Origin of the sequence: Streptomyces sp. L7 (assembly GCF_050990935.1) — a bacterium.
GTDB lineage: Bacteria > Actinomycetota > Actinomycetes > Actinomycetales > Microbacteriaceae > Leifsonia.
On sequence record NZ_CP194644.1, the window covers coordinates 849,210 to 874,811 of the forward strand.

General features: G+C 71.1%; 24 protein-coding genes, 1 tRNA gene and 1 pseudogene. 12 read left to right on the forward strand and 14 right to left on the reverse strand.

Annotation, left to right across the window (positions count from 1 at the left end; all coding sequences use genetic code 11):
- Positions 1-16: 16 nt before the first annotated feature.
- Positions 17-493 (reverse strand): NUDIX domain-containing protein, encoded by a 477-nt coding sequence (locus ACR5MH_RS04145; protein ID WP_431346481.1) that lies wholly within the window; start codon positions 491-493, stop codon positions 17-19.
- The gene (locus ACR5MH_RS04150) at positions 493-1,203 is read right to left on the reverse strand and encodes a potassium channel family protein (RefSeq protein ID WP_431346480.1); all 711 of its coding nucleotides are present in this window, start codon (positions 1,201-1,203) and stop codon (positions 493-495) included. The genes ACR5MH_RS04145 and ACR5MH_RS04150 overlap by 1 nt, the downstream gene beginning before the upstream one ends.
- A gap of 76 nt (positions 1,204-1,279) precedes the next feature.
- Between ACR5MH_RS04150 and ACR5MH_RS04155 the strand changes: the two genes are divergently transcribed.
- Positions 1,280-1,738, forward strand: coding sequence for an NUDIX domain-containing protein (locus tag ACR5MH_RS04155; RefSeq protein WP_431346479.1), 459 nt, complete (start codon positions 1,280-1,282; stop codon positions 1,736-1,738).
- Positions 1,739-1,742: 4 nt separating this feature from the next.
- Here the strand turns inward: ACR5MH_RS04155 and ACR5MH_RS04160 are convergent, their stop codons facing one another.
- Entirely contained in the window at positions 1,743-2,078 is a 336-nt protein-coding gene (locus ACR5MH_RS04160; RefSeq protein WP_431346478.1) for a hypothetical protein, read from the reverse strand.
- Positions 2,079-2,166: 88 nt separating this feature from the next.
- Here ACR5MH_RS04160 and ACR5MH_RS04165 point away from each other — a divergent pair, with 88 nt between their 5' ends.
- Together ACR5MH_RS04165 and ACR5MH_RS04170 are read left to right on the forward strand one after the other, a co-directional pair.
- On the forward strand, positions 2,167-3,846 hold the full coding sequence (locus ACR5MH_RS04165; protein WP_431346477.1) for a bifunctional 3'-5' exonuclease/DNA polymerase: 1,680 nt from the start codon (positions 2,167-2,169) through the stop codon (positions 3,844-3,846).
- A gap of 85 nt (positions 3,847-3,931) precedes the next feature.
- Positions 3,932-4,774 carry a DUF1684 domain-containing protein gene (locus ACR5MH_RS04170; protein ID WP_431346476.1) on the forward strand — a complete coding sequence of 281 codons (843 nt, stop codon included), beginning with the start codon at positions 3,932-3,934 and terminating at the stop codon, positions 4,772-4,774.
- A 22-nt stretch (positions 4,775-4,796) separates the two neighbouring features.
- Here the strand turns inward: ACR5MH_RS04170 and ACR5MH_RS04175 are convergent, their stop codons facing one another.
- Positions 4,797-5,363, reverse strand: coding sequence for a PadR family transcriptional regulator (locus ACR5MH_RS04175; RefSeq protein ID WP_431346475.1), 567 nt, complete (start codon positions 5,361-5,363; stop codon positions 4,797-4,799).
- Between the two features lie 167 nt (positions 5,364-5,530).
- Here ACR5MH_RS04175 and ACR5MH_RS04180 point away from each other — a divergent pair, with 167 nt between their 5' ends.
- Complete coding sequence (locus ACR5MH_RS04180; RefSeq protein ID WP_179606052.1) at positions 5,531-6,034, forward strand: DUF3145 domain-containing protein; 504 nt, start codon at positions 5,531-5,533, stop codon at positions 6,032-6,034.
- Between the two features lie 110 nt (positions 6,035-6,144).
- Here ACR5MH_RS04180 and ACR5MH_RS04185 read toward each other — a convergent pair whose 3' ends face one another.
- From ACR5MH_RS04185 to aceE, 6 genes and pseudogenes are all read right to left on the reverse strand, one after another.
- Positions 6,145-7,380 carry a beta-ketoacyl-[acyl-carrier-protein] synthase family protein gene (locus tag ACR5MH_RS04185; protein WP_431346474.1) on the reverse strand — a complete coding sequence of 412 codons (1,236 nt, stop codon included), beginning with the start codon at positions 7,378-7,380 and terminating at the stop codon, positions 6,145-6,147.
- Positions 7,381-7,494: 114 nt separating this feature from the next.
- Complete coding sequence (locus tag ACR5MH_RS04190; protein WP_021765217.1) at positions 7,495-7,746, reverse strand: acyl carrier protein; 252 nt, start codon at positions 7,744-7,746, stop codon at positions 7,495-7,497.
- Between the two features lie 54 nt (positions 7,747-7,800).
- Entirely contained in the window at positions 7,801-8,805 is a 1,005-nt protein-coding gene (locus ACR5MH_RS04195) for a beta-ketoacyl-ACP synthase III (protein WP_431346473.1), read from the reverse strand.
- A 13-nt stretch (positions 8,806-8,818) separates the two neighbouring features.
- The gene (locus ACR5MH_RS04200; RefSeq protein WP_431346472.1) at positions 8,819-9,739 is read right to left on the reverse strand and encodes an ACP S-malonyltransferase; all 921 of its coding nucleotides are present in this window, start codon (positions 9,737-9,739) and stop codon (positions 8,819-8,821) included.
- Between the two features lie 95 nt (positions 9,740-9,834).
- Positions 9,835-11,001 carry a PucR family transcriptional regulator gene (locus ACR5MH_RS04205; RefSeq protein ID WP_433862322.1) on the reverse strand — a complete coding sequence of 389 codons (1,167 nt, stop codon included), beginning with the start codon at positions 10,999-11,001 and terminating at the stop codon, positions 9,835-9,837.
- A 52-nt stretch (positions 11,002-11,053) separates the two neighbouring features.
- A pseudogene (gene aceE, locus ACR5MH_RS04210) lies at positions 11,054-13,824 on the reverse strand (pyruvate dehydrogenase (acetyl-transferring), homodimeric type).
- 170 nt (positions 13,825-13,994) lie between these two features.
- Between aceE and ACR5MH_RS04215 the strand changes: the two are divergent.
- From ACR5MH_RS04215 to ACR5MH_RS04245, 7 genes are all read left to right on the forward strand, one after another.
- A complete protein-coding gene (locus tag ACR5MH_RS04215; RefSeq protein WP_433862323.1) occupies positions 13,995-14,465 on the forward strand; it encodes a peroxiredoxin in 471 nt (156 codons plus the stop codon).
- Between the two features lie 32 nt (positions 14,466-14,497).
- Positions 14,498-14,570, forward strand: a tRNA-Val gene (locus tag ACR5MH_RS04220).
- A gap of 125 nt (positions 14,571-14,695) precedes the next feature.
- Entirely contained in the window at positions 14,696-16,087 is a 1,392-nt protein-coding gene (locus ACR5MH_RS04225; protein WP_431346470.1) for a hypothetical protein, read from the forward strand.
- A 10-nt stretch (positions 16,088-16,097) separates the two neighbouring features.
- Positions 16,098-16,907: a 3-oxo-5-alpha-steroid 4-dehydrogenase gene (locus tag ACR5MH_RS04230; RefSeq protein WP_431346469.1), complete on the forward strand. Its 810-nt coding sequence runs from the start codon at positions 16,098-16,100 to the stop codon at positions 16,905-16,907.
- Complete coding sequence (locus ACR5MH_RS04235) at positions 16,904-17,971, forward strand: hypothetical protein (RefSeq protein WP_433862324.1); 1,068 nt, start codon at positions 16,904-16,906, stop codon at positions 17,969-17,971. The genes ACR5MH_RS04230 and ACR5MH_RS04235 overlap by 4 nt, the downstream gene beginning before the upstream one ends.
- A 146-nt stretch (positions 17,972-18,117) precedes the next feature.
- Positions 18,118-18,540 carry a VOC family protein gene (locus tag ACR5MH_RS04240; RefSeq protein WP_431346467.1) on the forward strand — a complete coding sequence of 141 codons (423 nt, stop codon included), beginning with the start codon at positions 18,118-18,120 and terminating at the stop codon, positions 18,538-18,540.
- Between the two features lie 16 nt (positions 18,541-18,556).
- The gene (locus tag ACR5MH_RS04245) at positions 18,557-19,081 is read left to right on the forward strand and encodes a universal stress protein (RefSeq protein WP_431346466.1); all 525 of its coding nucleotides are present in this window, start codon (positions 18,557-18,559) and stop codon (positions 19,079-19,081) included.
- Positions 19,082-19,113: 32 nt separating this feature from the next.
- Here ACR5MH_RS04245 and ACR5MH_RS04250 read toward each other — a convergent pair whose 3' ends face one another.
- Complete coding sequence (locus ACR5MH_RS04250; RefSeq protein ID WP_431346465.1) at positions 19,114-19,752, reverse strand: M23 family metallopeptidase; 639 nt, start codon at positions 19,750-19,752, stop codon at positions 19,114-19,116.
- Between the two features lie 180 nt (positions 19,753-19,932).
- Here ACR5MH_RS04250 and ACR5MH_RS04255 point away from each other — a divergent pair, with 180 nt between their 5' ends.
- Positions 19,933-20,724 (forward strand): class II glutamine amidotransferase, encoded by a 792-nt coding sequence (locus ACR5MH_RS04255; protein WP_433862325.1) that lies wholly within the window; start codon positions 19,933-19,935, stop codon positions 20,722-20,724.
- A gap of 134 nt (positions 20,725-20,858) precedes the next feature.
- On the opposite strand, the gene ACR5MH_RS04260 is transcribed toward ACR5MH_RS04255, so the two are convergent.
- The 3 genes from ACR5MH_RS04260 to ACR5MH_RS04270 are packed head-to-tail and all read right to left on the reverse strand — an operon-like array spanning position 20,859 to position 25,566.
- A complete protein-coding gene (locus tag ACR5MH_RS04260) occupies positions 20,859-23,240 on the reverse strand; it encodes a DUF7507 domain-containing protein (RefSeq protein ID WP_433862326.1) in 2,382 nt (793 codons plus the stop codon).
- Complete coding sequence (locus ACR5MH_RS04265; RefSeq protein WP_433862602.1) at positions 23,195-23,773, reverse strand: DUF7507 domain-containing protein; 579 nt, start codon at positions 23,771-23,773, stop codon at positions 23,195-23,197. Before ACR5MH_RS04265 ends, ACR5MH_RS04260 begins: the two co-directional genes overlap by 46 nt.
- Positions 23,674-25,566, reverse strand: a complete 1,893-nt coding sequence (locus ACR5MH_RS04270; RefSeq protein ID WP_433862327.1) for a CshA/CshB family fibrillar adhesin-related protein — start codon at positions 25,564-25,566, stop codon at positions 23,674-23,676. The genes ACR5MH_RS04265 and ACR5MH_RS04270 overlap by 100 nt, the downstream gene beginning before the upstream one ends.
- Between the last annotated feature and the right edge of the window lie 36 nt (positions 25,567-25,602).

A 25,602-nucleotide genomic window follows, 5' to 3' on the forward strand; every position in this document is an offset into this window, starting at 1 on the left:
AGGGGTGCCGTGCGCGCTAGTCGGATCCGGATCCGCCGAGTTGACGCTGGAGCGCGTCCAGAATGGGCCGCTGCCCTTTCGCGAGCTTCGCGTACGCCTCGCCGATGGGATGCCAGCCGGCGTCGTCCACCTCGGGGAACGTCCGGAACACGCCGGAACGCGGCGGCCACTCCAGCTCGAACTCGTTGCTGACCAGCTCGATGGGGCCGAAATCGGCGTCCGCCGCGAACACCACGAAGGTCTTGCCGGAGGCGCGGAACTCGCCGAGCGGGACGTACACCGCGTCGGGGGAGGGTGCCCCCATCTCCTCGGCGAACTCCCGCCGGGCCGCGGCGAGCTCGTCCACGTCGTCCTCCTCGACCAGTCCCTTGGGCAGCGTCCAGGCGCCCTCGTCCTTGCGCGCCCAGAACGGACCCCCCATGTGCGCGATCCACACCTCCCGGCCGGACGCACCGAGGCGGTGCAGCAGGATCGCCGCGCTGCGCACCGGCATCAGGCGGACCTCTGCTCGAGCAGGGCCTTCAGTTCGGCCACCTGACCGGACAGTTCGCGGATCTGCCCGCGGGTGGCCGCACGCATGTCGATCTCGGTCTGCGCGACCCGCTCGACGATCCAGGAGGCCAGGGTCGCCGTCACGATGCCGAGGGTCGCGATGCCGCCGATCATCAGGCCGACCGCGACCAGCTTGCCCACCTCTGTGACCGGGACGTAGTCGCCGTAGCCGACCGTCGAGATGGTCTCGAACGCCCACCAGATGGCCTGCGGGAAGGTCTGGATGCGTGCGTGCGGCACCCCGCGTTCTGCATCCAGCGCCGCCAGCGCGGCCGTGAACACCAGGAGGCTGCCGGCCCCGGCGACGTAGACGAGCACCCGTCCGCGGAACGCCGCGCCGGCGCTCCGTTGCAGAATGGCGAGGATCGTCACCAGCCGCAGCAGCCGCAAGGGCCGGAGCATCGGCAGCACGACGATGGCCAGGTCGAACAGGTGCGTGTAGAACCAGCGCCAGCGCTGCGGCGCGAGGATCAGGCAGACGAAGTAGTCCAGCAGGAAGATGGCCCAGGTGATCCAGATCACCGTCTCCGCGACGATGAGCTCTGGCCCGCGGAGGTCGCCGATGACCTCCCAGGCGTAGGCGACGAGGAACACCGCAGCGGCCGCGGTGAGGGGCCACTCGGTGAGGTGGCGCCAGCGTTGGAGTGTCATGTCCACACAGTAGGACCCTCCTGCGAGAACCGTCACGCGGCGTCACCGGCTTCGGCCGGGCGGCTAACGTGGAGACGTGAACTCCGGCGACGCATGGGTGGAAGGTCCGAACGGCGAACGCTTCTGGGGCCGCTTCGGCGCCGCGGGCCTGCTCGTCCACGACCTGCGGCGCGGCGTGCTGCTTCAGCACCGCGCCGACTGGAGCCACTTCGGCGGCACCTGGGGTCTCCCGGGCGGCGCCAGGCACGAAGGCGAGACCGCGGTGGAGGGCGCGCTGCGGGAGGCCGCGGAGGAGGCGGCGGTGCCTGCGGACGCCGTGCACGTGCTGTTCGAGAGCGTGCTCGACCTCGGCTTCTGGTCGTACACCACGGTCGTCGCTCAGGCGGTGCGCGTGTTCGAGCCGCACATGGCCGACATCGAGAGCATCGAGCTGCGCTGGGTGTCGGTGCCGGAGGTCGCGGACCTGCCGCTTCATCCCGGGTTCGGCGCGTCCTGGCCCGAACTGCGGTCGCGGCTCGCGGCGCTGGCGGGCTGAGGGCTCAGGAGGCGATACGCGGCCAGAGCAGCGCGGGCGCCACGTCCTCGCAGCCGTCGGGCAGCCCGACGTACGGTCCGGCGCCCGGATAGGGTGCCTGACCCGGGTAGCCCGGCGCTCCCGGGTAGCCCGGGTTGCCGCGGTAGGGGTGGTCGTCGTCCACGTAGAGCCTGTCGCCGTGGACCGTTCCGAGGTAGGAGCCGCCGGGGGTCACGGCGATGTCGTCCGACCAGGGGAACCAGCCGATCCAGTCGCCCTCGGAGTTGAACAGCCAGCGTGATTGCGGATCGGGACGGTACGCGATCCACACTCCCTGGGAGTCGTGCAGGTACTCTGTCATCGTCGCTCGCCTTTCGGGTCGGCATCGCTTAAAGTGACGTTTCCTCACTATAGCCGGAAGTGTCCTCCGTCGCATGCAGAATTGAGGCGTGCAGCTCCTTCTCGACCGCGTCGCTCCCGGGCGCATCGCGGTGATCCGCCCGGACGGCGACGACGCCGGGCGCACCGAGCTCGCCGAGGCCGACCTGCCGGAATACGTCCGGCGCGAGGAGGCGACGTCGCGTCCGCGCTGGGTGTGGGACGACACCCGGGGCTGGTACCCGCGGCTGCTGCAGTCCGGCGTCCGGGTCGAGCGCTGCGTGGATCTGCGGCTCAGCCACGCGATCCTGCGCGCTTCCACACTGAGCGCAGGGTCCGCGCTGGCCGCGGCCCCGCTCGGCCCGTGGGACGCCGCCCGCGCACTGGACGACGAGCCCGAACCGTCCGCGAGCGCTGCGACGCTCTTCGACCTCGACCATCCCGCGGAGACCGCACGGCCCTCCATCGAGCAGGAGTACGCCGCCCAGCAGGAGGCCGTCGCGAGCAGCGCCGAGCCCGGCCGGCTCCGCCTCCTGCTCGCCGCCGAGTCCGCCGGCGCGCTGATCGCGACCGAGATGCAGCACGCGGGCCTGCCGTACAGCGTCGACCGGCACGATGAGCTGCTGCGCGCCGTCCTCGGCCCGCGCCCGCGTTACGGGCGGCCGGAGGTGCTGGAGACCCTCGCGGCGGAGATCCGCGCCGGCCTGGAGGCACCCGACCTCAACCCCGACAGCCCGCCCGAGCTGCTGAAGGCGCTGCAACGCGCGGGGTTGATGGTGACCTCGACGCGCTTGTGGGAGCTGCGCGAACTCGATCACCCCGCGATCCCGGCGGTCCTGAAGTACAAGAAGCTCGCCCGGCTGCACGCGGCGAACGGCTGGAGCTGGCTCGATGCCTGGGTGCGCGACGGGCGGTTCCGGCCCGACTACATCCCGGGCGGCGTCGTCACCGGACGCTGGGCCACGCGCGGGGGCGGAGCACTCCAGCTCCCCAAGGAGGTGCGCGGCGCGGTCGTCGCCGACCCGGGCTGGAAGCTCGTGGTCGCGGACGCCGCCCAGCTCGAGCCGCGGATCCTCACCGGCCTCGCCGGCGACACTGCGATGGCCGAGGCCGGACGCGGTCGTGACCTCTACGCCGGCATCGTGGCGAGCGGGGCGGTGGAGGAGCGCGCCCAGGCCAAGGTCGCCATGCTCGGCGCCATGTACGGCGCGACGACGGGCGACAGCGGCCGGTTGATGCCGCGGCTCGCGCGCGCCTACCCGCGGGCCGTGCGGCTCGTGGAGGACGCGGCGCGCACCGGGGAGCGCGGCGACATCGTGACCTCCCGGCTCGGCCGCAGCTCCCCGCGTCCGGGCGGGAGCTGGCAGGCCACCCAGTCGGCGGCCTCCGGAGCCGAGTCCACACCGGCCGAGGAGCGCAGGGCGCGCAGCCAGGCGCGTGACTGGGGTCGCTTCACGCGCAACTTCGTCGTGCAGGCTAGCGCCGCCGAGTGGGCGCTGTGCTGGATGGCCGAGCTGCGCAACCGGCTCGCCCGGCTGACGCCGGAGGGCGCGGCCTTCACCGCAGGCCCGCACCTGGTCTACTTCCTCCACGACGAGGTCATCGTCCACACGCCCGCGGAGTCTGCTGAGGCTGTCGCCGCCGAGGTCCGGGCGTCGGCCGAGGCTGCCGGGCGCCTGCTGTTCGGCGGATTCCCGGTCGACTTCCCGGTCACCGCCGCGGTGGTCGACAGCTACGGCGACGCCAAGTGACCCCGTGGGTGCGCCGGCGCGCACCACGGGAATGGGGGAGTGTCGCGCTTGGTTGCACCCACCGACCTGACAGAGGATGGAGACCATGACCGACACCACCGCCCCCGCCGAGCCCGACGCCGTCCTCGACCGGTACCACGCCCGCCGCGCGCAGGCCGTCACCGCCCCGCAGGGCAACCTGGCGCTCGTGAACACGCAGTGGATCACCGGGGAGCCGGGCTCCGGGCAGCCGGTCTGGGGCGTCCCGGGCCTCTGGTCGCCGCTTCCCGCCGGCCAGTCGGGCCTCACGGTCACGGCCGCCGCCACCGACAACGTCTTCGTCGACGACGTGCTGGTCGACGGCTCCGCGATCGTGCGCGGCAAGGACGACCCGAACCCGGGCGCCGTCCGCTTCAGCGACACCGTCACCGGCTTCGTCATCGCGAACGAGCAGGGCGAGTACGCGCTGCGGGTCTGGGACGCGCAGTCGGAGGACATCCAGAAGTTCGGCTCGATCGACGCCTTCCCGTTCAACCCCGAGTGGATCATCACAGCGACGTTCTCGCCGATCGAGGGCGGCAAGACGGTCGGTTTCGAGCACCTCAAGGACGACGGCGCGACCCGGGACATGGTCATCCCGGGCGAGATCACGTTCACGAAGGACGGCGTCGACTACAACCTCGCCGCGTTCAAGGCGGGCCGCGCGCTGCAGCTCGTCTTCTCGGACACCACGAACGGCGAGAGCACCTACTCGGTCGGCCGGTTCCTGTTCGTCGTCCCCAACGAGGACGGCACCGTTACGCTGGACTTCAACCTCGCCGTCCTGCCGCCCTGCGCCTTCAGCTACAACTTCAACTGCCCGCTGCCGCCCGCCCAGAACCGCTTCGCGGTGCCGATCGAGGCCGGCGAGAAGAACGTCCTCGACAAGGACGGCAACCTCCTGCACTGACGCCCCTCGGCGCTGGCGGAGGTCAGTCGACGGCCGCCGCCGGTTTGCGGCCGCGGCGCGGGCGCTCGGGGCAGCGCGGCTGCGCGAGCGCTCCCGGGTGCGCGGCGAGGGCCTTGGCCACCTCGTCCAGCCACTCGATCGCAGCGCGGGCGCCGAGTTCAGCGGCCCGGTTCGCCGCCAGCACCGCACGCGAGTCCGCGTCGTGCGTCAGCTCCCGGATGCGCTCGGCGAACGCGGCGCGGTAGTCGGCGACGACCGCCGCGGCGTCCGCCCCGTCGAGCGAAGCGGCCACCAGCACCTGGTCCTGCATCTCGTCCCAGTCCGGGCGGGCGTCCCGCGGGCCGGAGGTCAGCCAGGAGGTCGCCTCCTCCGTCCCGGTGTCCGTGAGCCGGTACAGCGGCAGGCCGTCCTCGGTCTCACCGGCCGACTCGATCAGACCCTGCTCGGTCATCCGGTCGAGCGTGGAGTACACCTGCCCGGCGTTGAGCTGGCGGCGGTTGGCCGCCCGCAGAAGGAACTCGTTCTGGAGCTGCGAGCCGTAGGCGGGGCCTTGGGTCAGCACCGCGAGGAAACCATACTGGACCGACATACCCGGTATGCTATTCCGCCTGCGACGCGCCGGCACGCATGAATCGCCGAATCACAATCTTGTAACTCGGGCGCGTTCTCCGGCATAATCGCCGTAGTCAACTTCATAGAAGTCATGGCACTCGTTCGCGGTCGTAGGGGAAGACGTACCGACGAAGGAGGAAAACCATGACGGCTCACGCAGCCCGAGGAGTGCTCTACGTGCACTCCTCTCCCAGCGCGCTCTGCCCGCACATCGAGTGGGCGGCAGGACGCGCACTCGGTCGCGCCGTCAACTTCACGTGGGAGACGCAGCCGGTGCTGAAAGGCGCCCAGCGCACCGAGTTCTTCTGGGACGGCCCGCAGGGTACCGGGGCGCGTCTCGCGACCGCACTGCGCGGCTGGGAGCATCTGCGTTATGAGGTGACGGAGGACGCCGGCCTCGGCACCGACGGCGGCCGCTGGATGCACACCCCCGACCTCGGCATCTTCTTCGTCCAGACCGACACCGCGGGCAACACGGTCGTACCCGAGGACCGCATCCGCTACGCGATGGAGGTCGCCGGCTCCAACCCGCTCGAACTGCACCGCGAACTGCGGCTGGCCCTCGGCCAGGCCTGGGACGACGAGCTGGAGCCGTTCCGCCGCGCGCACGACGACACCTCGGTCATCTGGCTGCACAAGGTCGGCTGAACCGCCGCACCACCGACTCCCGCGACGGGCCCGGCCCAGCCGTCCGAACGCGGTGAACAGAAGAAGGCCCCGGTCGGATGACCGGGGCCTTCTTCGACGTCTCTGGGCGATCAGACCGAGCGGATCGCGACGACGGCGTTGTGGCCGCCGAAGCCGAACGAGTTGCTGATCGCGAGCTGCGGGCCGTCGCCGAGCGGCTGCGGCTCGCCGGAGACCTTCAGCGGGATCGCCGGGTCCATCTCGGTGATGTTGATGGTCGGCGGGGCGACGCGGTCGCGCAGCGCGAAGATCGTGAACACGGCCTCCAGGGCGCCGGTGCCGCCGAGCAGGTGGCCGGTCGAGGCCTTCGTGGCCGACACCGGGATGTCGTGCACCCGCTCGCCGAACACCTCGCGCAGCGCGACGTACTCGGACGGGTCGCCGACCGGGGTGCTGGTGGCGTGCGCGTTGATGTGGGTGACCTCGTCGGGGGAGACGCCGGCCTGCTCGAGCGCCATGCGCACAGCACGGCTCGCGCCGCGGCCCTCCGGGTCGTTCGCGGTGATGTGGTACGAGTCGGCCGTGACGCCGCCGCCGACGATCTCCGCGTAGATGTGCGCGCCGCGGGTGAGCGCGTGCTCCTCGGTCTCCAGCACCAGGCTCGCGGCGCCCTCGCCCATGACGAAGCCGTCGCGGTCGATGCTGTACGGGCGGGAGGCGGAGGCCGGGTCGTCGTTGCGGCGGGACAGTGCCTGCATCGACGCGAACGACGCGATCGTGATCGGGTGGATGGCGGACTCGGTGCCGCCGGCGATGACGACGTCGGCGAGGCCGGCCTGGAGGTGCTCGTACGCGTTGACGAGCGACTCGGTGCTCGACGCGCAGGCGGAGGCGACGGTGCGCGCGAACGCGCGGGCCTCGAAGTGCATGGACACCGCTGCGGAAGCGGCGTTGGGCATCAGCATGGGGACCGTCATCGGCAGGACGCGGCGGGGTCCGCGCTCGCGCAGGGTGTCCCACGCGTCGAGGAGGGTCCAGACGCCGCCGATGCCGGTGGCGTAGTCGACGCCGAGCCGCTCGGGAGCGACCTCGGGGGAGCCGGCGTCGGCCCAGGCCTCCATCGCAGAGACCAGCGCGAACTGACTGGACGGGTCGAGGCGCTTGGCGGTCGGCCGGTCGAGGATGGTGTCGGGCCGCACGAGCGCCTCGGCGGCGAACGTGACGGGCAGCTCCAGCTCGGCCACCCAGTCGTGGGTGAGGCTGCGCGCGCCAGACCGGCCGGCCAGCAGCCCGGCCCAGCTCTCGGGGGCGGTGCCACCGAGCGGGGAGGATGCGCCCACGCCCGTGACGACGATCTTCTTGGTCATAACGGCAACTCCGTGTAGTAGGAACAACGCGACAGAGCGCCGAGCGCCGCCGCCCGCGCGGGCGGGACCTCGCCGAGGACCCGCCCGCGCGTAGGAAGTTTCTTCGTGCGGTGCTTAGGCGTCCTGCGCCTTGACGATGAACTCGACCGCGTCACCGACGGTCTTCAGGTTCTTGACCTCTTCGTCCGGGATCTTCACGTCGAACTTGTCCTCGGCGTTGACCACGATGGTCATCATCGAGATCGAGTCGATGTCGAGGTCGTCGGTGAACGACTTGTCCAGCTCAACCGTGTCGGTCGCGATGCCGGTCTCGTCGTTGATGAGCTCGGCCAGGCCGGCAAGAACTTCTTCGGTGGACAATGCCATTGTTTTCTCCTTGAGGGGGTGTCGTTTTGACCGTTGATCAGTCTAGGGCAGGCCCTAGGGGAGCACGACGACCTGCGCGCCGAAGACCAGACCGGCGCCGAAGCCGATCTGCAACGCGAGGCCGCCGGACAGTTCGGGGTGCTCCTGCAGGAGCCGGTGCGTGGCGAGCGGGATCGAGGCGGCCGACGTGTTGCCCGTCGTCTCGATGTCGCGCGCGATCGTCACCGTCTCCGGCAGCTTGAGCTGCTTGGCGAACTCGTCCACGATGCGCATGTTCGCCTGGTGCGGGATGAAGGCCGCGAGCTGGTCCGGTGTGACACCGGCGGCGTCGAGGGCCTGCTTGGCGACCTTCGCCATCTCCCAGACCGCCCAGCGGAAGACCGTCTGGCCGTCCTGGCGCAGGGTCGGCCACGGCGCCTCGCCGTCGCGGAACTCGATGAGCGTGCTGTCCATCCCGACCGCGCCCGCCTTGGAGCCGTCCGAGCCCCACACCGTCTTGGCGATGCCGGGGTACTCGCTCGGGCCGATGACCACCGCGCCCGCGCCGTCGCCGAGCAGGAACGAGATGGTGCGGTCGGTCGGGTCGACGACGTCGGAGAGCTTCTCGGCGCCGACGACGAGCGCGTAGTGCGCCTGGCCGGTGCGGATCAGCGCGTCGGCCTGGGCGACCGCGTAGGCGTAGCCGGCACAGGCGGCGTTCATGTCATAGGCGGCGGCCGGGTTCGCACCGACGTTGTCGGCGAGCACTGCGGCCAGCGACGGCGTCTGCCGCGGGTTCGAGATGGTCGCCACGATCACTGCGTCGATCAGCTTCGGGTCCACGCCGGACTTCTCGATGGCCTCCTTCGACGCCGCGGTGGCGAGGTCGACGGCGCCCACGTCGTGGCTGGCCCGGGTGCGGGTGATGATGCCGGTGCGCTGGCGGATCCACTCGTCGGACGAGTCGATCGGGCCGACCAGGTCGTCGTTCGGGACCACGAGGTCGCCGCGGGCCGCGCCGATCGAGAGGATGCGGGTGTACTGCGGGCCGTGGGACTGCTGCAGGGTGGGGTGGGTCATGGCTGCGGTCCTCCTAGGCGGCCTGGTCGATGAGGTCGAACGCGGCGGGCAGGTCGTCGGGGGTCTTCACCGCGACGGCGGGCACGCCCTTCAGGCCGCGCTTGGCGAGGCCGACGAGAGCGCCGGCCGGTGCGACCTCGATGATGCCGGTGACGCCGGCGTCCTGGAAGGCGGCCATGTCGAGGTCCCAGCGCACGGGCGAGGAGACCTGGCCGACGAGCAGGCGCACGAACTCGGCGCCGTCGGTGACCTCGGAGCCGTCCTTGTTTGTCCAGAGCCGCAGCGTCGGGTCGTTCGTGGTGAGCGTCCCGGCGAACGCCTCCAGCGCCGGGACAGCGGAGGCCATGTAGCGCGTGTGGAACGCGCCCGCGACCTGCAGCGGGATGACGCGGGCGCGGGCCGGCGGCTCCTCGGCGAGCGTCGCCAGGGCGTCGAGGTCGCCCGCGACGACGATCTGGCCGCCGCCGTTGTAGTTGGCGGGGGAGAGGCCGAGCGCGTCCAGCTTCGCGAGCAGTTCGTCCTCGTCGGCGCCGATCACGGCGCTCATACCCGTGCGTGCCTCCGCGGCGGCGCGTGCCATCGCGGCGCCGCGCTCCCGGACGAACGCGACCGCGTCGGTCTCGGACAGCACACCGGCGCCCGCCGCTGCGGTCAGCTCGCCGACCGAGTGGCCGGCGATACCGCCGATCTTCTCGCGGCGGCCGTCGGCGAGCAGCGCCGAGAGCGTCAGCAGTCCGGCCGACACGATCAGCGGCTGGGCCACCGCGGTGTCGCGGATAGTGTCCGCGTCGCTCACCGTGCCGTGCGCGACGAGGTCGATGCCGACCGCGTCGGAGAGGCGGGTGAGCTGGTCACGGAACGACGGTTCGGTGAGCCACGGGTCGAGGAAGCCGGGGGTCTGGGAACCCTGTCCCGGGCACGCGATGACGATCACGGGTTCAAGTCTGCCAATCTTCCGCCGAGCGGATGTGTCGGATGTATATGAACTATGAGCCGGAGCTTTGTGGATGTCTACAGAGCGGGCGGGTGTCAGTGCCGCCGCGGCGCGTCCGGTTCGTTGATCGATCCCACGATCAACGCGGCCTGCAGGATGAGCGCCTCGCGGGCGCCGGTGGCGTCCCAGCCGATGACCTCGGAGACGCGCTTCAGCCGGTAGCGCACGGTGTTCGGGTGCACGAACAGCTCGCGCGCGGTGGCCTCCAGCGACCGGCCGTTGTCCAGGTAGCACCAGAGCGTCGTGAGGAGCTCGGTGGAGTACGCCTGCAGCGGCCGGTAGATGCGGCTGATCAGCGTGGCCCGCGCCAGCCCGTCGCCCGCGAGCGCACGCTCCGGCAGCAGATCGTCGGCGTGCACCGGACGCGGGCAATTGCGCCAGGCCTTGGCGACGGCGAAGCCAGCGAGGGCCGCCTTGGCGCTCTTGGAGGCGTCCACCAGGCTGGCGACCTCGTGGCCGAGTACGAGGTGCCCGGGCCCGAAGCCCGGTTCGAGCTGCTGTGCGATCTCCAGGAAGCTGACGGCCGGCGCCGCGCCGATGGACTCCTCGTTCGCGGCGTCCGCCGGGACCGCGCGGCCGATGACGAGTACCAGCCGGCTGCCCTGCACCCCGATCAGCACGTCCGCGGACATATGCCGGGCGGTGCGCCGGAGCTGGTCCACGTCGAGCATCTTGGGGGCGGTGCCCACCAGGACACTCACCTCGCCGTGGCCGTGCCAGCCGAGCGCGGCGATCCGGCTGGGCAGCTCGTCGTCGTACTCGCCGGTGAGGATGCTGTCGACCACCAGGGCCTCCAGCCGCGCGTCCCAGAGGCCGCGGGCCTCTGCGGCGCGGGCGTACACGTCGGCCGCCGCGAAGGCGATCTCGCGCGAGTACAGGAGGATGGCCTCCTTGAGCGCCTCGTTGCCGCCGCTCTTCACGCGCTCCTCGACCACCTCCACGGTGATCTTGATGAGCTGGAGGGTCTGCTGCAGGCTGACGCTCCGGAGCAGCTCACGCGGAGCCGCCCCGAAGACGTCGGCCGCGATCCACGGCGTCGACCGCGGGTCGTCGAACCACGAGATGAAGGACGAGATGCCCGCCTGTGCGACCAGCCCGACCGCGCTGCGGCGGCCGGGGGCATGTCCCGGTACCAGGGGAGCGTGTCCTCCAGCCGCTTCAGCGTGGTCGTGGCGAGTTCGCCCGAGATCTTGCGCAACCACGCAAGCGTCTCGGACTTCGTCCGCTCCGGTGTCGTCGGCACGGGCCCGCGGTCTAGGACTCGCCGCCCGCGGTGCCGGTGGTACCGGCGTTCACGTCGTGCAGCAGGTACTTCTCGATCGCCCAGGCCGGAGCGTTCGGGTCCACCTTGCCCTGCGCCGCGAGCAGCTCCAGGGTGCGGACCACGATCGACGGGCCGTCGATCTTGAAGAACCGGCGCGCGGCGGCGCGGGTGTCGGAGAAGCCGAAGTCGTCGGCGCCGAGCGTGGCGTACTCACCGGGCACGAATTGACGGATTTGGTCCGGCACCGCGTGCATGTAGTCGGTCGCAGCGACGAACGGCCCTTCGGCGCCCTGCAGCTTGCGGGTGACGTACGGCACCTGCTTCTCCTGCTGCGGGTAGAGGAAGTTGTGCTCCTCCGCCGCCAGGCCGTCGCGGCGCAGCTCGCCCCACGAGGTGACGCTCCACACGTCGGCGGACACGCCCCAGTCCTGCGCGAGAAGGTGCTGGGCCTCGAGCGCCCACGGCACCGAGACGCCGGACGCGAGGAGCTGCGCCTTCGGGCCGCCCTCGCCGCCGTCGCGGAGCTTGTGGATGCCGCGGACGATGCCGTCCACGTCCACGCCCTCGGGCTCGGCCGGCTGCACGATCGGCTCGTTGTAGACCGTCAGGTAGTACATGACGTTCGGGTTCGGGTGCGACTCGCCGTACATCCGCTCCAGGCCCGAGCGGACGATGTGCCCGATCTCATAGCCGTAGGCCGGGTCGTACGCGACGACGGCCGGGTTGGTCGACGCGAGCAGCAGCGAGTGGCCGTCGGCGTGCTGCAGGCCCTCGCCGGTCAGCGTGGTGCGGCCGGCGGTCGCGCCGATCATGAAGCCGCGTGCCATCTGGTCGCCCGCGGCCCACATGGCGTCGCCGGTACGCTGGAAGCCGAACATCGAATAGAAGACGTAGACAGGGATGAGGGGCTCGCCCTGCGTCGAGTACGACGTTCCCACGTTGGTGAACGCCGCAAGGGCGCCCGCCTCGTTGATGCCGACGTGGATGATCTGGCCCTGCGGGCTCTCCTTGTAGGCCAGGAGCAGCTCGCGGTCGACCGAGGTGTAGTGCTGGCCGTTCGGGTTGTAGATCTTCGCGTTCGGGAAGAACGCGTCCATGCCGAAGGTGCGCGCCTCGTCCGGGATGATCGGGACGATTCGGTGGCCGAAGTCCTTCGCCCGCAGCAGGTCCTTGAGCAGACGCACGAACGCCATCGTGGTGGCGATCTCCTGCGTGCCGGAGCCCTTCTTGGCGATGGCGTAGGCCGAGTCGTCCGGAAGGTTCAGCGGCGTGTACTTGACGCGACGCTCCGGGACGTAGCCGCCGAGCGCGCGCCGGCGGTCGTGCAGGTACTGGATGGCCTCGTCGTCCGGCCCGGGGTTGTAGTACGGCGGCAGGTACGGGTTCTCCTCGAGCTGCGCGTCCGTGACCGGGATGCGCATGGCGTCGCGGAACGTCTTGAGGTTGTCCAGCGTCATCTTCTTCATCTGGTGGGTCGCGTTGCGGCCCTCGAACGACGGACCGAGGCCGTAGCCCTTGATGGTCTTGGCGATGATGACGGTGGGCTGGCCCTTGTGCTCGACGGCCGCCTTGAAGGCCGCGTAGACCTTGCGGTAGTCGTGACCGCCGCGCTTGAGGCCCCAGACCTCGTCGTCGGTGTAGTCCTTGACGAGCTCCAGCGTGCGCGGGTCGCGGCCGAAGAAGTTCTCGCGCACGTAGGCGCCGTTCTCGGTCTTGTAGGTCTGGTAGTCGCCGTCCGGCGTCTGGTTCATCAGGTTGACCAACGCGCCGTCGGTGTCGCGGGCGAGCAGGTCGTCCCACTCCCGGCCCCAGATCACCTTGATGACGTTCCAGCCGGCGCCGCGGAAGTAGCTCTCCAGCTCCTGGATGATCTTGCCGTTGCCGCGCACCGGGCCGTCGAGGCGCTGGAGGTTCGCGTTGATGACGAAGGTCAGGTTGTCGAGCTTCTCGTTCGCTGCGACCTGGAGCTGGCCGCGCGACTCCACCTCGTCCATCTCGCCGTCGCCGAGGAACGCCCAGACGTGCTGGTCGGAGGCGTCCTTGATGCCGCGGTTGGTGAGGTACTTGTTGAGCTGCGCCTGGTAGATCGCGTTGATCGGGCCGAGACCCATCGACACCGTGGGGAACTGCCAGAACTCGGGCATCAGCCGCGGGTGCGGGTACGACGACAGCCCGCCGCCGGCGTGCGACTTCTCCTGGCGGAAGCCGTCGAGCTGGTCAGCGCTCAGCCGGCCCTCGAGGAAAGCGCGTGCGTAGGTGCCGGGGAGGCGTGGCCCTGGACGAAGATCTGGTCGCCGCCGCCCGGGTGGTCCTGGCCGCGGAAGAAGTGGTTGAAGCCGACCTCGTAGAGGGCGGCGCTCGACGCGTAGGTCGAGATGTGGCCGCCGACGGCGATGCCGGGACGCTGAGCGCGGTGCACGAGGATGGCCGCGTTCCAGCGGATCCACGCGCGGTAGCGGCGCTCGATCTCCTCGTCGCCGGGGAAGTCCGGCTCGTTCTCGGGGGAGATGGTGTTGATGTAGTCGGTGGTCGGCACCATCGGCACGCCGAGGTGCAGTTCCTTCGAGCGCTTCAGCAGGCTCAGCATGATCTCGCGAGCGCGCTCATGGCCGTGTGCCGCAACCAGTGCGTCGAGGGACTCACGCCATTCGGCGGTCTCCTCGGGGTCCGAGTCGATGTTGTTCACCGAGTACGGGTCCTGGTCGTTTACAGTCACCCTCGACCTCTTTCTTGTGTCGGATGGATCGTGGAAGGCGCGCATCCGCTTGTCGGGTCACGACAAATCCGCGGGCACCATCGTTCAGCCTAGCCGCAACTCAGGGCCACCGGTGACCGGTCGCGGGTTGGCGCATCCTGCCACCGGGTCTATGCTGTGTCCTCGTGCGCCGACCGGGTGGAATCGTCCCCGGGGCGCGTGAAAGGACACGTCACATGGCTCTGGAGAACGACACCCAGGCTCCCGACTTCGAACTGCTCGACCAGCACGGCCGCTCGGTCCGGCTGAGCGATTTCCGCGGCTCGAAGGCTGTCGCGCTCGTCTTCTTCCCGCTGGCGTTCTCCGGCACCTGCACGGGTGAGCTGTGCGCGCTGCGCGACAACCTGGCGATGTTCCAGGACCACCGCGTCGAGCTGCTGGCGATCTCCGTGGACTCCAAGTACACGCTGCGCGCCTGGGCCGAGCAGGAGAGCTACGACTTCAGCCTGCTGGCCGACTTCTGGCCGCACGGCGAGACCGCGAAGGAGTACGGCGTGTTCCTGCCGGAGAAGGGCTTCGCCAACCGCGCGACGTTCCTGATCGACGAGGCCGGGATCATCCGCGCGTCGTTCATCACGGCGCCGGGGGAGGCCCGCTCGATCGAGGCGTACAAGGCGGCGCTGGAGCTGCTGCCGGCGCACGTGTGACCCTTCCGCCCCGCTAGGCTGGGACGCGTCCAGGGCCTTTAGCTCAGCTGGTAGAGCGCCACGTTTACACCGTGGATGTCGTCGGTTCGATCCCGGCAGGGCCCACTTCCTCCGCACGCACGTCGTAGGTCCGATGGGCTGCGTCGTGCCACGGCACCCTCGCCGCCGGCGGCCCGCGACCCTAAGGTGTGTCCAGGAGCCGCGCGCGCGGCCGTGGAGGGGAGCGCCTCATGGACGCCGATGGCCGGTATCCGCAGGGTTTCGAGGTCTATTCGAGTGATGACTCCATCGAGGAGAGCCCCGAAACGGAAGGCACGAACGCCTCGCGGTTCGCGATTGCGGGGGCGCTCGGCGCGACCACGCTCCGCGGTGCGTCTCTCGACGTGATCGAACCGGACATGCTGAGCATGTTCGGCTTCCGGGATGACGTCGCGGAGCGCCTCGATCGCGCAGGACGCACGGTCGAGAACGTCCTTTACGGGGAGGGCGAGCTCCTCCAGGGGACGGCGCGTTCGGGATGGAACCCTCGAGCCACTCGTCGCGAGGCCTGGCAGCGGCTGAACGACGGCAGCGCAAGCTATCGGCTCACGCTGCTGGCGGCCGGGCTGTGCAGTGCGCTCGAGCGCGAGAGCGTCGCCGCCGCGGTCGCCGTGCTCAACGCGCTCCCGACGCCCCTCGTGTTGGACCTCCTGGGGATCGACGCGGACGATCTTCTCTATCCGTCCGTCCTGGCCGTGCCCGATCCTCTGGCTGATCGTCCCCTCTGGCGGGGCGATCAATGGGCCGCGGCCTCCGCGGAGCAACTGAGCGCTTCGGCCGAGAGCGAGAGTGCGAGAAGCTTCGTCCGCCGGCTTCTGCTCCTCGCGCTCGAGCGGATCCGCACGGCGCTCCGGTCGTCGGACGAGGTGGTGCGCGAGCTGGCGGCTGTGACGTGGCTTCGAGCGATCGCCTTGGACGACCGATCCGACCAAGCGGACGACGGTACCGAGACGGAAGACGGTACCGGGACGGAAGCGGATGACGAGCGCACAGGAGGCGGTCAGCGGACCGCAGGCGACTCTCCCGAAGCGGAACCGCCGGCGGCCGAAAGGCTCAGCACACTCATCCACGGGACGTGGGCGTGGCAGGCGGACTGGTGGTACCCGGGCGGTGACTTCCACTCCCACGTTCTCGGCGGCCTGCGCCCTTCCTTGTATCGGGCAGGCATGCCCTTTTCCTGGTCGGGCGACCTCAGCGCACACCATCGGGTGATCGCCGGAAAGCGGCTCCAGGAGTGGCTCGCGTCCGCGACCGGCAGCAGCGGAGTCGGCACCATCTTCGCGCACAGCTACGGCGGCGAGGTGGCTGCGCGAGCCGCTAACAACGGCTGCCCGATCCCGCAGCTCGTCCTGCTGAGCGCCCCGATCCAGCGGCACCACATTCGTGCGCTGCCGCTCATCCCGGACGTGGTGGACATCCGACTCCGGTTCGATCTGGTCCTGACCGGAGCGCTGGCGAAGCAGCGCCTCCGCCATCCGAACGTGCGGAGTCGAATCATCTCGAAGGCCTTCTGGCAGCACGGTGTGACACACGATCCGTCGTTGTGGTTCGGCGAGGGTCTCGACGCGTTCGTCGGGAGCTAGACTCCCACGCATGCCGCCCGGCCCGTATCGCTGGCTCGTCGTCGCCGAGCTCGTCCTGGCGGCCGTGACCTTCGTCGCCCTGCTCTTCGTCGTCGCGCCCTACGGCGGACGCCACGGTCGCCCCGGCTGGGGGCCCGCCGTCCCCGCCCGCGTCGGCTGGATCGTGATGGAGGCTCCCGCGAGCCTCGCCTTCCTGGGCTTCTACCTGCTCGGCGCCCACCGGGCCGACCTCGTGCCGCTGCTCTTCCTGCTGCTCTGGCAGGCGCACTACGTCCAGCGCGCCTTCGTCTACCCGCTGCTCATGCGCTCCGGCTCACGCATGCCGGTGCTCGTGATGCTGCTGGCCGTTCTCTTCAACCTGCTCAACGCGTGGGTCAACGCGCGCTGGATCTCCGAGTACGGCGACTACCCGGCGTCGTGGCTGCGCGATCCGCGGTTCTGGATCGGCGTCGTCTTGTTCGCCGCCGGGTACGCGCTCAACATCGGGTCCGACCGGATCCTGCGGCGGCTGCGCCGGACGGAAGACGGCTACCGCATCCCGCACGGCGGCGGGTTCCGCTTCGTCTCGAGCCCGAACTATCTCGGCGAGATCGTGGAGTGGACAGGCTGGGCGATCGCCACCTGGTCTCTCGCGGGGCTCGCGTTCGCCCTTTACACCGTCGCCAACCTCGCGCCTCGGGCGATGGCGAACCACCGCTGGTACCGCGAGACGTTTCCGGATTACCCGACCACCCGTCGTGCGCTGCTGCCGTTCGTGCTGTGCACCCGCGCTGTCGGGGGCCCGCCGTACCGTTGCGGTGTGAAAGGGAGGGTGATGTGACCGAGAACGTCGCGCAATGGTGGGCGCGCCGGCAGTGGTCCAAAGGCCTCCCGGTGCCGTACGCCGTCGGCACCTACCGCGCCGACTGGCAGCGCTACCCGACCGTGGTGCGCCAGTTCCACCCCGAGCTCAACGCCGGGATCGTGCTCAGCCAGATCCCGCCCGCCGCAGATGTCTACGTGCAGTGGGAGTGCGACGCGGGCCACCGCTTCATCGCCACGCCGGAGGAGCAGCGTTCCCGTCCGGGCGGAACCCGGCGACGCTCGGCCTGGTGCCCGTGGTGCAGCGAGGAGGCCGTCCCGCGCCGCGTCCGCACCGTCGAACCGGACGCGGGGCTGCACGTCTGCGGCCATGCGCGCGACCTGCGCCGCATCGAGAACGACCCGGACGACGACCGCTGCTACCTCTGCAGGAGACTCGACCGCACCACCATGACGCGGGAGGAGCTGATCGCGCTGGCTGCGCCCGGCTCGCGCGCCGCCCTTTCGCACGAGAACGGCACCGCCACGCGCTACTCGTGGCAGTGCCGGAACGGGCATCCCACCTACTCCGCCACCGTCGAGCGCATCCTCGGCGGCCGCCGCTGCCCGGTCTGCCGGAACGCCCGCCGCGGCGCCGACCGGGTGCCGGTCGGGGAGGCCTTCCTCAGCGAGCTGGCCCCGCGCCCGGCGTCCGCGGCCGAGCCGGAGCTCAAGCGGCGTCTGGCCGCCCGGCTCGCGGTCGACCTGAGCCTCAACGCCGTGCGGGTCGCCCGGCCGTTCTACCACCAGCTCGAAGTGTGGCCGGACATCGTCGTCCCCGAACTGCGCGTCGCCATCGAGTACGACACCATCGGCCGGCACGGGCTGGAGCACGTCGGCCCGCGGGAGGCCTCCGACCGCCGAAAGGACCGGCCGCTGCGCGCCGCCGGTTGGGAGGTCGTCCGGGTGCGCTGCGCGCCGCTCGCGCCGATCGGGCCCTACGACGTCGTCGCTTCCGGGGTCACGGACGCGGTGGTCGAGCGGGTCCTGGCCGCTCTCGGCGTGATCCGCGGCGAGCTGATCGTCGCCGCCTACCTCGCCTGACGCAGCGTACGAGCCGCCCGCTGCGCACGAGCCGCCCCGCCCGCTGCGTATGAGCCGCACACGCTGCGACCTTCCCGCGCGCGCAGCCCACTCACTAACCTGAACAGTGCGCGCGCACCGTGCGCGCGCACGAAGGAGACTCCACGATGCCGTCGATCCTGAACCCCTACCTCAACTTCCGCACGCAGGCCCGCGAAGCGATGGACTTCTACCAGTCGGTCTTCGGCGGCACGCTCCAGCAGAGCACCTTCGCCGAGTTCGGGATGAGCCAGGACCCGGACGACGCGAACCTGATCATGCACTCGCAGCTCACCACCGACGCCGGTTTCACCCTCATGGCGGCCGACGTCCCCGCCCACATGGAGCTCAGGGAGGGCTCGCAGATCTCGGTGTCGCTCAGCGGCGACGACGAGGCCCAGCTCTCCGGCTACTACGACAAGCTGACCGCTGGCGGCACGGTCGTCGAGCCGCTCTCGAAGGCGCCCTGGGGCGACAGCTTCGGGATGCTGGTCGACCGGTTCGGCGTGCAGTGGCTGGTGAACATCGCGGGCTCAGCGCCCACGGCCTGAGGCTGCGGCGGGTCCGATGACCGAACAGCCGGGGAACGGCCCCGTGATCGTCGGCGTGCATCCACGCCAGGCCGCCGCCGTGACACGGGAGGCCGCCCGCCTCGCGGTCGCTCTCGACCGCGACCTGGTCTGCGCCTACGTGACGGAGGACAGCTACCTCACCGAATGGGACCGCGCGGAGGTGCGCGACGAGGCGTCACTCCACCCCGGCGACGTGGCGGCCGACGACGAGCGGGTCGCGCTCGAGCTGGCGGCCGCGATCGGCGCTGTACTCGACGGGGACGAGCGGGCGGGAGCGGTGACCCCCGACTGGAGGCTGCGCATCCTCGCGGGCGACGCCGCCAAGGCGCTCGGCCGGCTCGCCGGAGAGCTGGACGCGCGGCTCATCGTGGTCGGCACACGCGGGCGGGGCGTGGAGCACGCGCTGGAGGAATGGCTCGGCGGGTCCGTCGCCGCTCACCTCGCACACGAGGGGTCCCGGGCGGTGCTCATCGTCCCCGTTCATGCCGAGGGCGGGGACGTGCTCGCACCGCCCGGCTGAGCCCGCCCGCGCGGGCGACCACGCACCGGCGGTCATGCGGCCAGCGCGTTCAGCCAGGGCAGCGGGTCGATCGGGGCCCCGCCGCCCGGCCGGACCTCGAAGTGGAGGTGCGCTCCCGTCGAGACCCCGGTGTCACCGACGGCCCCGATCGCCTCGCCCGCGACGACACGCTGACCCGCGCGCACACCCACCGAACCCTCCGTGAGGTGGCAGTAGACGGTCGTGACCGCCTGCCCCCGCACGGTGTGGTCGATGGCGAGGTGGACACCGCAGCCGCCGCGGTCCACCGCGATCACGCGGCTCACGACACCGGACGCGACAGCGTGGACCGGGACGCCGGTGCGCGCGGCGAAGTCGATGCCGGGGTGCTCGGTGGACGCCCCCTCGGCCGGGGCATCGCGGTGACCGAACCCGTCGGAGATGACGGCACCGCCCTGAACGGGCCAGACGAGCGCGGGCGCGACGTGCACGGCCGGCGCCTCGCGGGCGACCCCGAAGGAGTCTGAGCCGGAGACCGCCGGCACCGCCAGGTTCTGCGCGGGCGCGAGGTCGTCCGCCCGGGTGCCGGCCGTCGCCGGAGCCGCGCTCACCATGAGGGACGATGTGGCTGCGAGGCCGACGGTGAGCCCGGCGGCGATCAGGGTATGGGACAGGGGGCGGAACGGGGACACGGGGCACCTCATTCGGTCGGGGCGGGAGTGCGGGCACGGGTCGGGTATTCCGTACCTCCAGTGTGACATATCGCTATGAGTGACGGCTGTGAGTCGGCTCATCGCCCATTCCCGGGGGAGGGCCGGCGGCGCTATGGTGCTCGCGGGTCGAGCCGGTCGGCCCGGGAGGGAAGACGTCATGTGCCGTTGGCTCGCGTACTCGGGGAGGCGCTCAAACCCGCCTCACTCATCCTGGACGCGCAACACTCGCTGGTCGCGCAATCGCTGAACTCGCCGCTCGGCGCGGAGACCGTGAACGGGGACGGTTTCGGCTTCGGCTGGTATCCCGAAGGCTCCGTCGCGGGGAGCAAGCCCGCGCTGTTCCACTCCACGGAGCCCGCCTGGAACGACGAGAACCTGCGCGAACTCACCAATTCGATCGCCAGCCCGCTGTTCTTCGGGCACGTGCGCGCGGCGGCCGGGCCGCCCATCCAGCAGACGAACTGCCACCCCTTCCGCTACGAGAACTGGCTGTTCATGCACAACGGGTTCCTCGGCGGGTTCGCGGAGATGAAGCGGGATCTGACGTTCTCGGTCGACCCGTCGCTGTACCCGCTCATCCACGGCACCACGGACTCCGAGGTCATGTTCTACCTGGCCCTGACCCTCGGCCTGCAGGACGACCCGATCGGGGCGATGACGAAGACGGTCCAGCGGATCGAGGAGGTGGGTGAGGCGAAGGGCGTCCGCTTCCCGATGCAGGGGACGATCGCTATCTCCGACGGCGCGACACTGTGGGCGTTCCGCCACTCCACCTCGGGGCGCAGCCGGAGCCTGTATCACTCCGTCGCCATCCCTGAGCTGCGCGAGATGTATCCGGACGCCGCCCGCCTCGAGATCTTCGGCGACAAGGCGAAAGTCGTGGTGTCCGAGCCGCTCAACGACCTCCCCGGCGCGTTCCTGGAGGTGGGGAGTCCACCGTCGCGATCCTGACGGACGAGGGCTACCACCACGAGCCGTTCATGGCACGCGCCGACGCCTGACCTACCGGCGCCTGACCTAGCGGCGCCTGAGCACCGCCGAAGGCGGGGACGACCTCCGTCGTCCCCGCCTTCGGCGCCTCCCGATCAGGCCCGGCGTCGCCGCAGGATGCGGAATCCGATCGCGCCCCCGCCGAGAGCGATGAGGATCGCGCCCACCCAGACGAGCGTGCCCACGTCCAGACCGGTCGAGGCGAGGCCGCCGAGCGCGGCCCGGGCCGTCGACGGCGGCGAGGAGACCCGTCCGGAGCCGGCGACGCCGTCCGCGACCGCCGTGTTGGTCAGGGTTCCCGCCCGCCGATCCGCCTCGGTGAGCGTGTACGTCGCCGTGCAGACGATCGTCGAGCCGGGGGCGAGCGAGGCCGCCCCGTCCGGGCAGTCGATGCCCGGGAAGCCGCCGGTGCCGGTGAAGTCGCCCTCCGCGATGGAGACGCCGGTGACCGTCACGTTCCCGGTGTTCGTCACCGTGAAGCGGTAATCGATCGTCGTGGCGTTCACAGTCGCGCTCTTCACCAGCTCGAGCGCGGGCGCGCTGTCGTGCGGCAGCGTGACCGTGGACGGCTCGCTCACGACCGGCTCGCCGCCGGCGGGCGGGACACCGCTCGCCGTCGCCGTGTTGGTGATGCCGCCGGCGTCGGCGTCCGCCTGCGTGACGGTGTACGTCGCCGTGCAGGTCAGCTCCGCGTCCGGAGCGAGGGAGGTCGGCGCACCCGAGCAGTCCGGCACCGGCGCGGGACCGGTGCCCGTGAAGCCCGAGTCGGCCACGCGGATGTCGGTCAGGGTCACGTTGCCGGTGTTGGTCACGACGAAGCCGTACGTGATCACCGCCCCGGTCACGAACGACGCGGCGTCGGACGGCGTGCCCGATTTGACGATCGTCAGCGCCGGCTGGGCCGGTGCGCCGAACGTGCTCCCGGCCGGCCCGAAGCTCATCGGCACGCCCGGGGCCGACGGGATCGTGCCCTGCGCGGTCGCCGTATTGTCGACGGTCCCCGCGTCCACGTCCGCCTGCGTGGCGATGTAGGTCGCCGTGCAGGTCACGGTGTCGCCGGGGGCGAGGACGATCGGCGCCGCCGGGCACTGCACGTCCGGCGCGGCGCCGGTTCCGGTGAAGGTCCCTTCGATCACGTCGACCTCGGACATGGTCACGTTGCCGGTGTTCGTCACCACGAAGCTGTAGGTCACGGTCTGCCCCGCCCGTGTGATGGTGGCCGGGTCGGCCGTCTTGGTGATGGTCAGGTCCGGTGAGGCGGTGGCGCTGAAAGTCGTGGACGATGGCGGGGAGTCCACCGCCGCGCCACCGCCGATCGGCGTCCCGCTCGCGGTCGCCGTGTTGGTCACGGTGCCGGTGTCGACGTCGGCCTGGGTCGGCGTGTACGACGCCGTGCAGGTGACGGTCGCGCCCGGGGCGAGCGCCGCCGCACCGGCCGGGCAGCTCGGCGCCGGTGTGGCGCCGCTGCCGGTGAAGTCGCCCTCAGCCACTGCGACGTCCGTCAGCGTCACGTTGCCGGTGTTGGTCACCAGGTAGGAGTACGTGACCGGCTGTCCTGCCGTGGTGATCGCGGTCGGGTCGACCGTCTTCTCCGTCGTCAGCGCCGGCGCCGGGTCGGCCGTGATGTCGACCTCCGACGGGGGAGCGGTGATCGTGGCCCCGCCCGGCGTCTGGAGCGTCGCCACGGCGCTGTTGGTGATCCCGCCCTTGTCGATGTCGGCCTGCGTCGTGACGTAGTCGGCCGTGCAGGTCACGGCCTCGCCGGGCGCCAGGGAGGTGACCCCGGCCGGGCACACCGGATCCAGCACGGCGAACCCGCTGAAGCGGGCCTCCACGACCTGAGGGCTCTGCAGCGTCACGTTGCCGGTGTTGGTGACCACGAACTCGTAGGTGACCGTCTGGCCTGCGGCCGTCACACTCCGGATGGACGCGGTCTTCTGCAGCGTGACGCCCGGGTCCGGCGCGATCGGCACGACCGTCTGCGCGTCGTCCGACGTGACGGCGGCGCCGCTACCCGTCGTGCCCGTCGCAGTGGCGGTGTTGTCGATGCCGCCGGCGTTCGCGTCCGCCAGCGTGACGGTGTAGGTCGCCGTACACGTCACGGTCGCACCGGGCGCGAGGGACGCCGCGCCCGCCGGGCAGCTCGCCGACGGCGCCGGGCCGGAGCCGGAGAACGCGCCCTCGGCGATCCCGATGCCGTTCACCGTCGTGTCGCCGGTGTTGGTCACCGCGAACGAGTAGGTGATCGTGTCACCCGCGGCCGTCGCGTGCAGAGGGCTCGCGGTCTTCACCAGAGTGAGCGCCGGGTTCTCGGCGACCGCGACGGTCGCCGTGGACGGCGCGCTCGTCACCGGACCGCCCGCCGAGGCCGGCGGGGTGCCGGTCGCGGTGGCGGTGTTGACGAGCTGGGACTGGTCGGCATCCGTCTGGGTCAGCGTGTAGGCGGCGGTGCAGACCACCCGGGCACCGGGGAGCATCGTGGCTGCCTCCGCGGGGCAGGTGACGACGGGGTGCCGCCGCTGCCCGAGAAGGCTGTCTCGTCGACGGTCACGTCCTTCAAGGTCACGTTCCCGCTGTTGGTGACGGCGAACCGGTAGCTCACGGCATCGCCCGCAGCCGCGACCGTCGTGGGCGTCGCGGTCTTCTCGACGGTGATGGCCGGCGCCGGATTGCCCGGAGCGCTGATCGTGTCCGGCGCCGAACTCACGGCCGGTCCGGTCGGCGGGGTGCCGTGCGCGGTCGCCGTGTTCGTCACGTCGCCCTGGTCGATGTCGGCCTGCGTCAGCGTGTAGGTCGCCGTGCAGGTCACCTGGCCGCCCGGCGGGATCGGCGCGGCGGCCGGACACGCCGGGTTCACCGCGCCTCCCGTGCCGGTGAAGCCCTGCTCGTCGATGCCGACATCCGTCAGCGTCACGTTGCCGGTGTTGGTGGCGACGAAGGAGTAGGTGAGCTCCTGACCGACGACGAACGACGCGGCGTCGTCGGGCGACGCCGACTTCTCGAGCGTGATCGCGGGCGTGGCGGCCGAGGTGACCGTCGCCGACGAGCCGGGGAGTCGACGGTGCCGCTCTCCGGGTCGGTCGCCGTCGCGTGCGCGGTGTTCGTCACCGAGCCGGCGTCCACGTCCGCCTGGGTCACGGTGTAGGCGGCAGTGCAGACCGTCGACGTGCCGGGGGCGAGCGCCGTCACCGGGCAGACCGGCGCCGGGCCGGTCCCGCTGCCGGAGAAGGAGCTCTCCACGATCGCGAGGGCGTGGACATCCACGTTGCCCGTGTTGGTCACGCTGTAGTCGTAGGTCACCGTTGTTCCGGCGACCGCCGCCGTCGTCGGGGCGACGGTCTTGCTGAGCGTCAGCGCGGCGTTCGCCGCCTCCAGCGTCGTGGTGGTCGCGGAGGTGTTGGAGCGGATGACGGTCGGACCCCCGAGCACGTCGCCCTGAGCAGTCGCGGTGTTCGTGAAGGCGCCGGAGGCGACGTCCGCGGCCGTGACGGTGTAGAGCGTGTCCGCGGTGCAGCGCGTCGTGTCGCCAGGGGCGAGCGTGGTCGCCGGACACGTCACCGCTCCCACTGCGGGGTCGTCGACCACGAGGTTCTCGACGGTCACCTGGCCGGTGTTCGTCACGGTGAAGGAGTAGGGGATGGTGTCGCCGGCGTCGCGGACGCCGTTGCCGTTGACGTCGTTCACCGGTCCCGCCTCCTTCTGGAGCAGGAGGTTGCCGGAGAGCGCCGTGTTGGTGATGGTGCAGTCGACCAGGTCTCCGATCGCGAGCGCGACGTCGGCGGAGGGACCGGCGGCGCCCGACGGGAGGGAGGGATCGGTCGCCCCGTTCCTTGTGCACGACCAGGACTGCGCATACGCGCCGATGGGCGTCGTGCCGGTCGCGGTCTCCGCGAGCGTGAACGGGGACGTGGCGGCCGCGCCGATGGTCTCGACCTCGCCGGTGGTGGCGGTGGTCGCGGTCCCGGTGTTCGCGCCGGCGAGCTGGATGCCGCCCGGGGCGGTGACGCTGAGCCCGAACGAGTCGGACGGGCTCACCCGGCTGGCCACGTTCTTGGACAGGACGACCTTCGACAGCAGGATTCCGAACGCGACGCCCTGGCGCCGGTTCGTGTTCAGGTCGATCGACGCGGCGACCGGAGCGTCGGCCGCGACCATCGCCGTACCGTTCCTGGTGACGCTCTGGCTGCTGGAGCACGTCACCGAGTTGGTGCCGACCCCCGTGAACCCGGCCTCGCACGCGTTCCCCAGCGGCGCGATCTGCCGGAGCGACTGATCGGCCGTGAACCGCAGCGACTCGCCCTGATCGGTGGACTCGGCGTCCGCCATGACGATCGAGAACGCTTGGACGGGGTTGCCGTCGGCATCTTTGACCGTGACGCCGGTCATGGTCACGGACGAGTTCCCGCCCGTCGTGCCCGCCTGGTACAGCGCGGGCAGGCCCGCCACACCCCGGTACCCGCCGTTGTTGCGGCCGAGGTAGGCGCTCGCATACGTCGGGAACGCCGCGGGCACCACCGCGCGCCCGATCGCGGTCACCGTGTATTCGAGCGTGTAGCCGCCGGGCAGCGCGACCTTCATCGGCTGGCCGCCGGGGGTGGAGGCCGCCGCCTGGTCGTATCCGCTCTGATCCAGCCAGCAGAGTGTGCGCGCGTACGTCCCCGTCCCGGCATCCGCGTACGAGCACTGCTGGTCGGTGGGCGCCGCCGCCGCGACCTGGGTGCCGACGATCACCCCTGCCACCGCCAGCAGCGCGCTCACGAGCGCCGCCACCACCTTCGAACGTCTGCGAGTGAAGAACGTCATCGATACCCTCCGCGGCCCTGAAATGTCCGTCGAAAG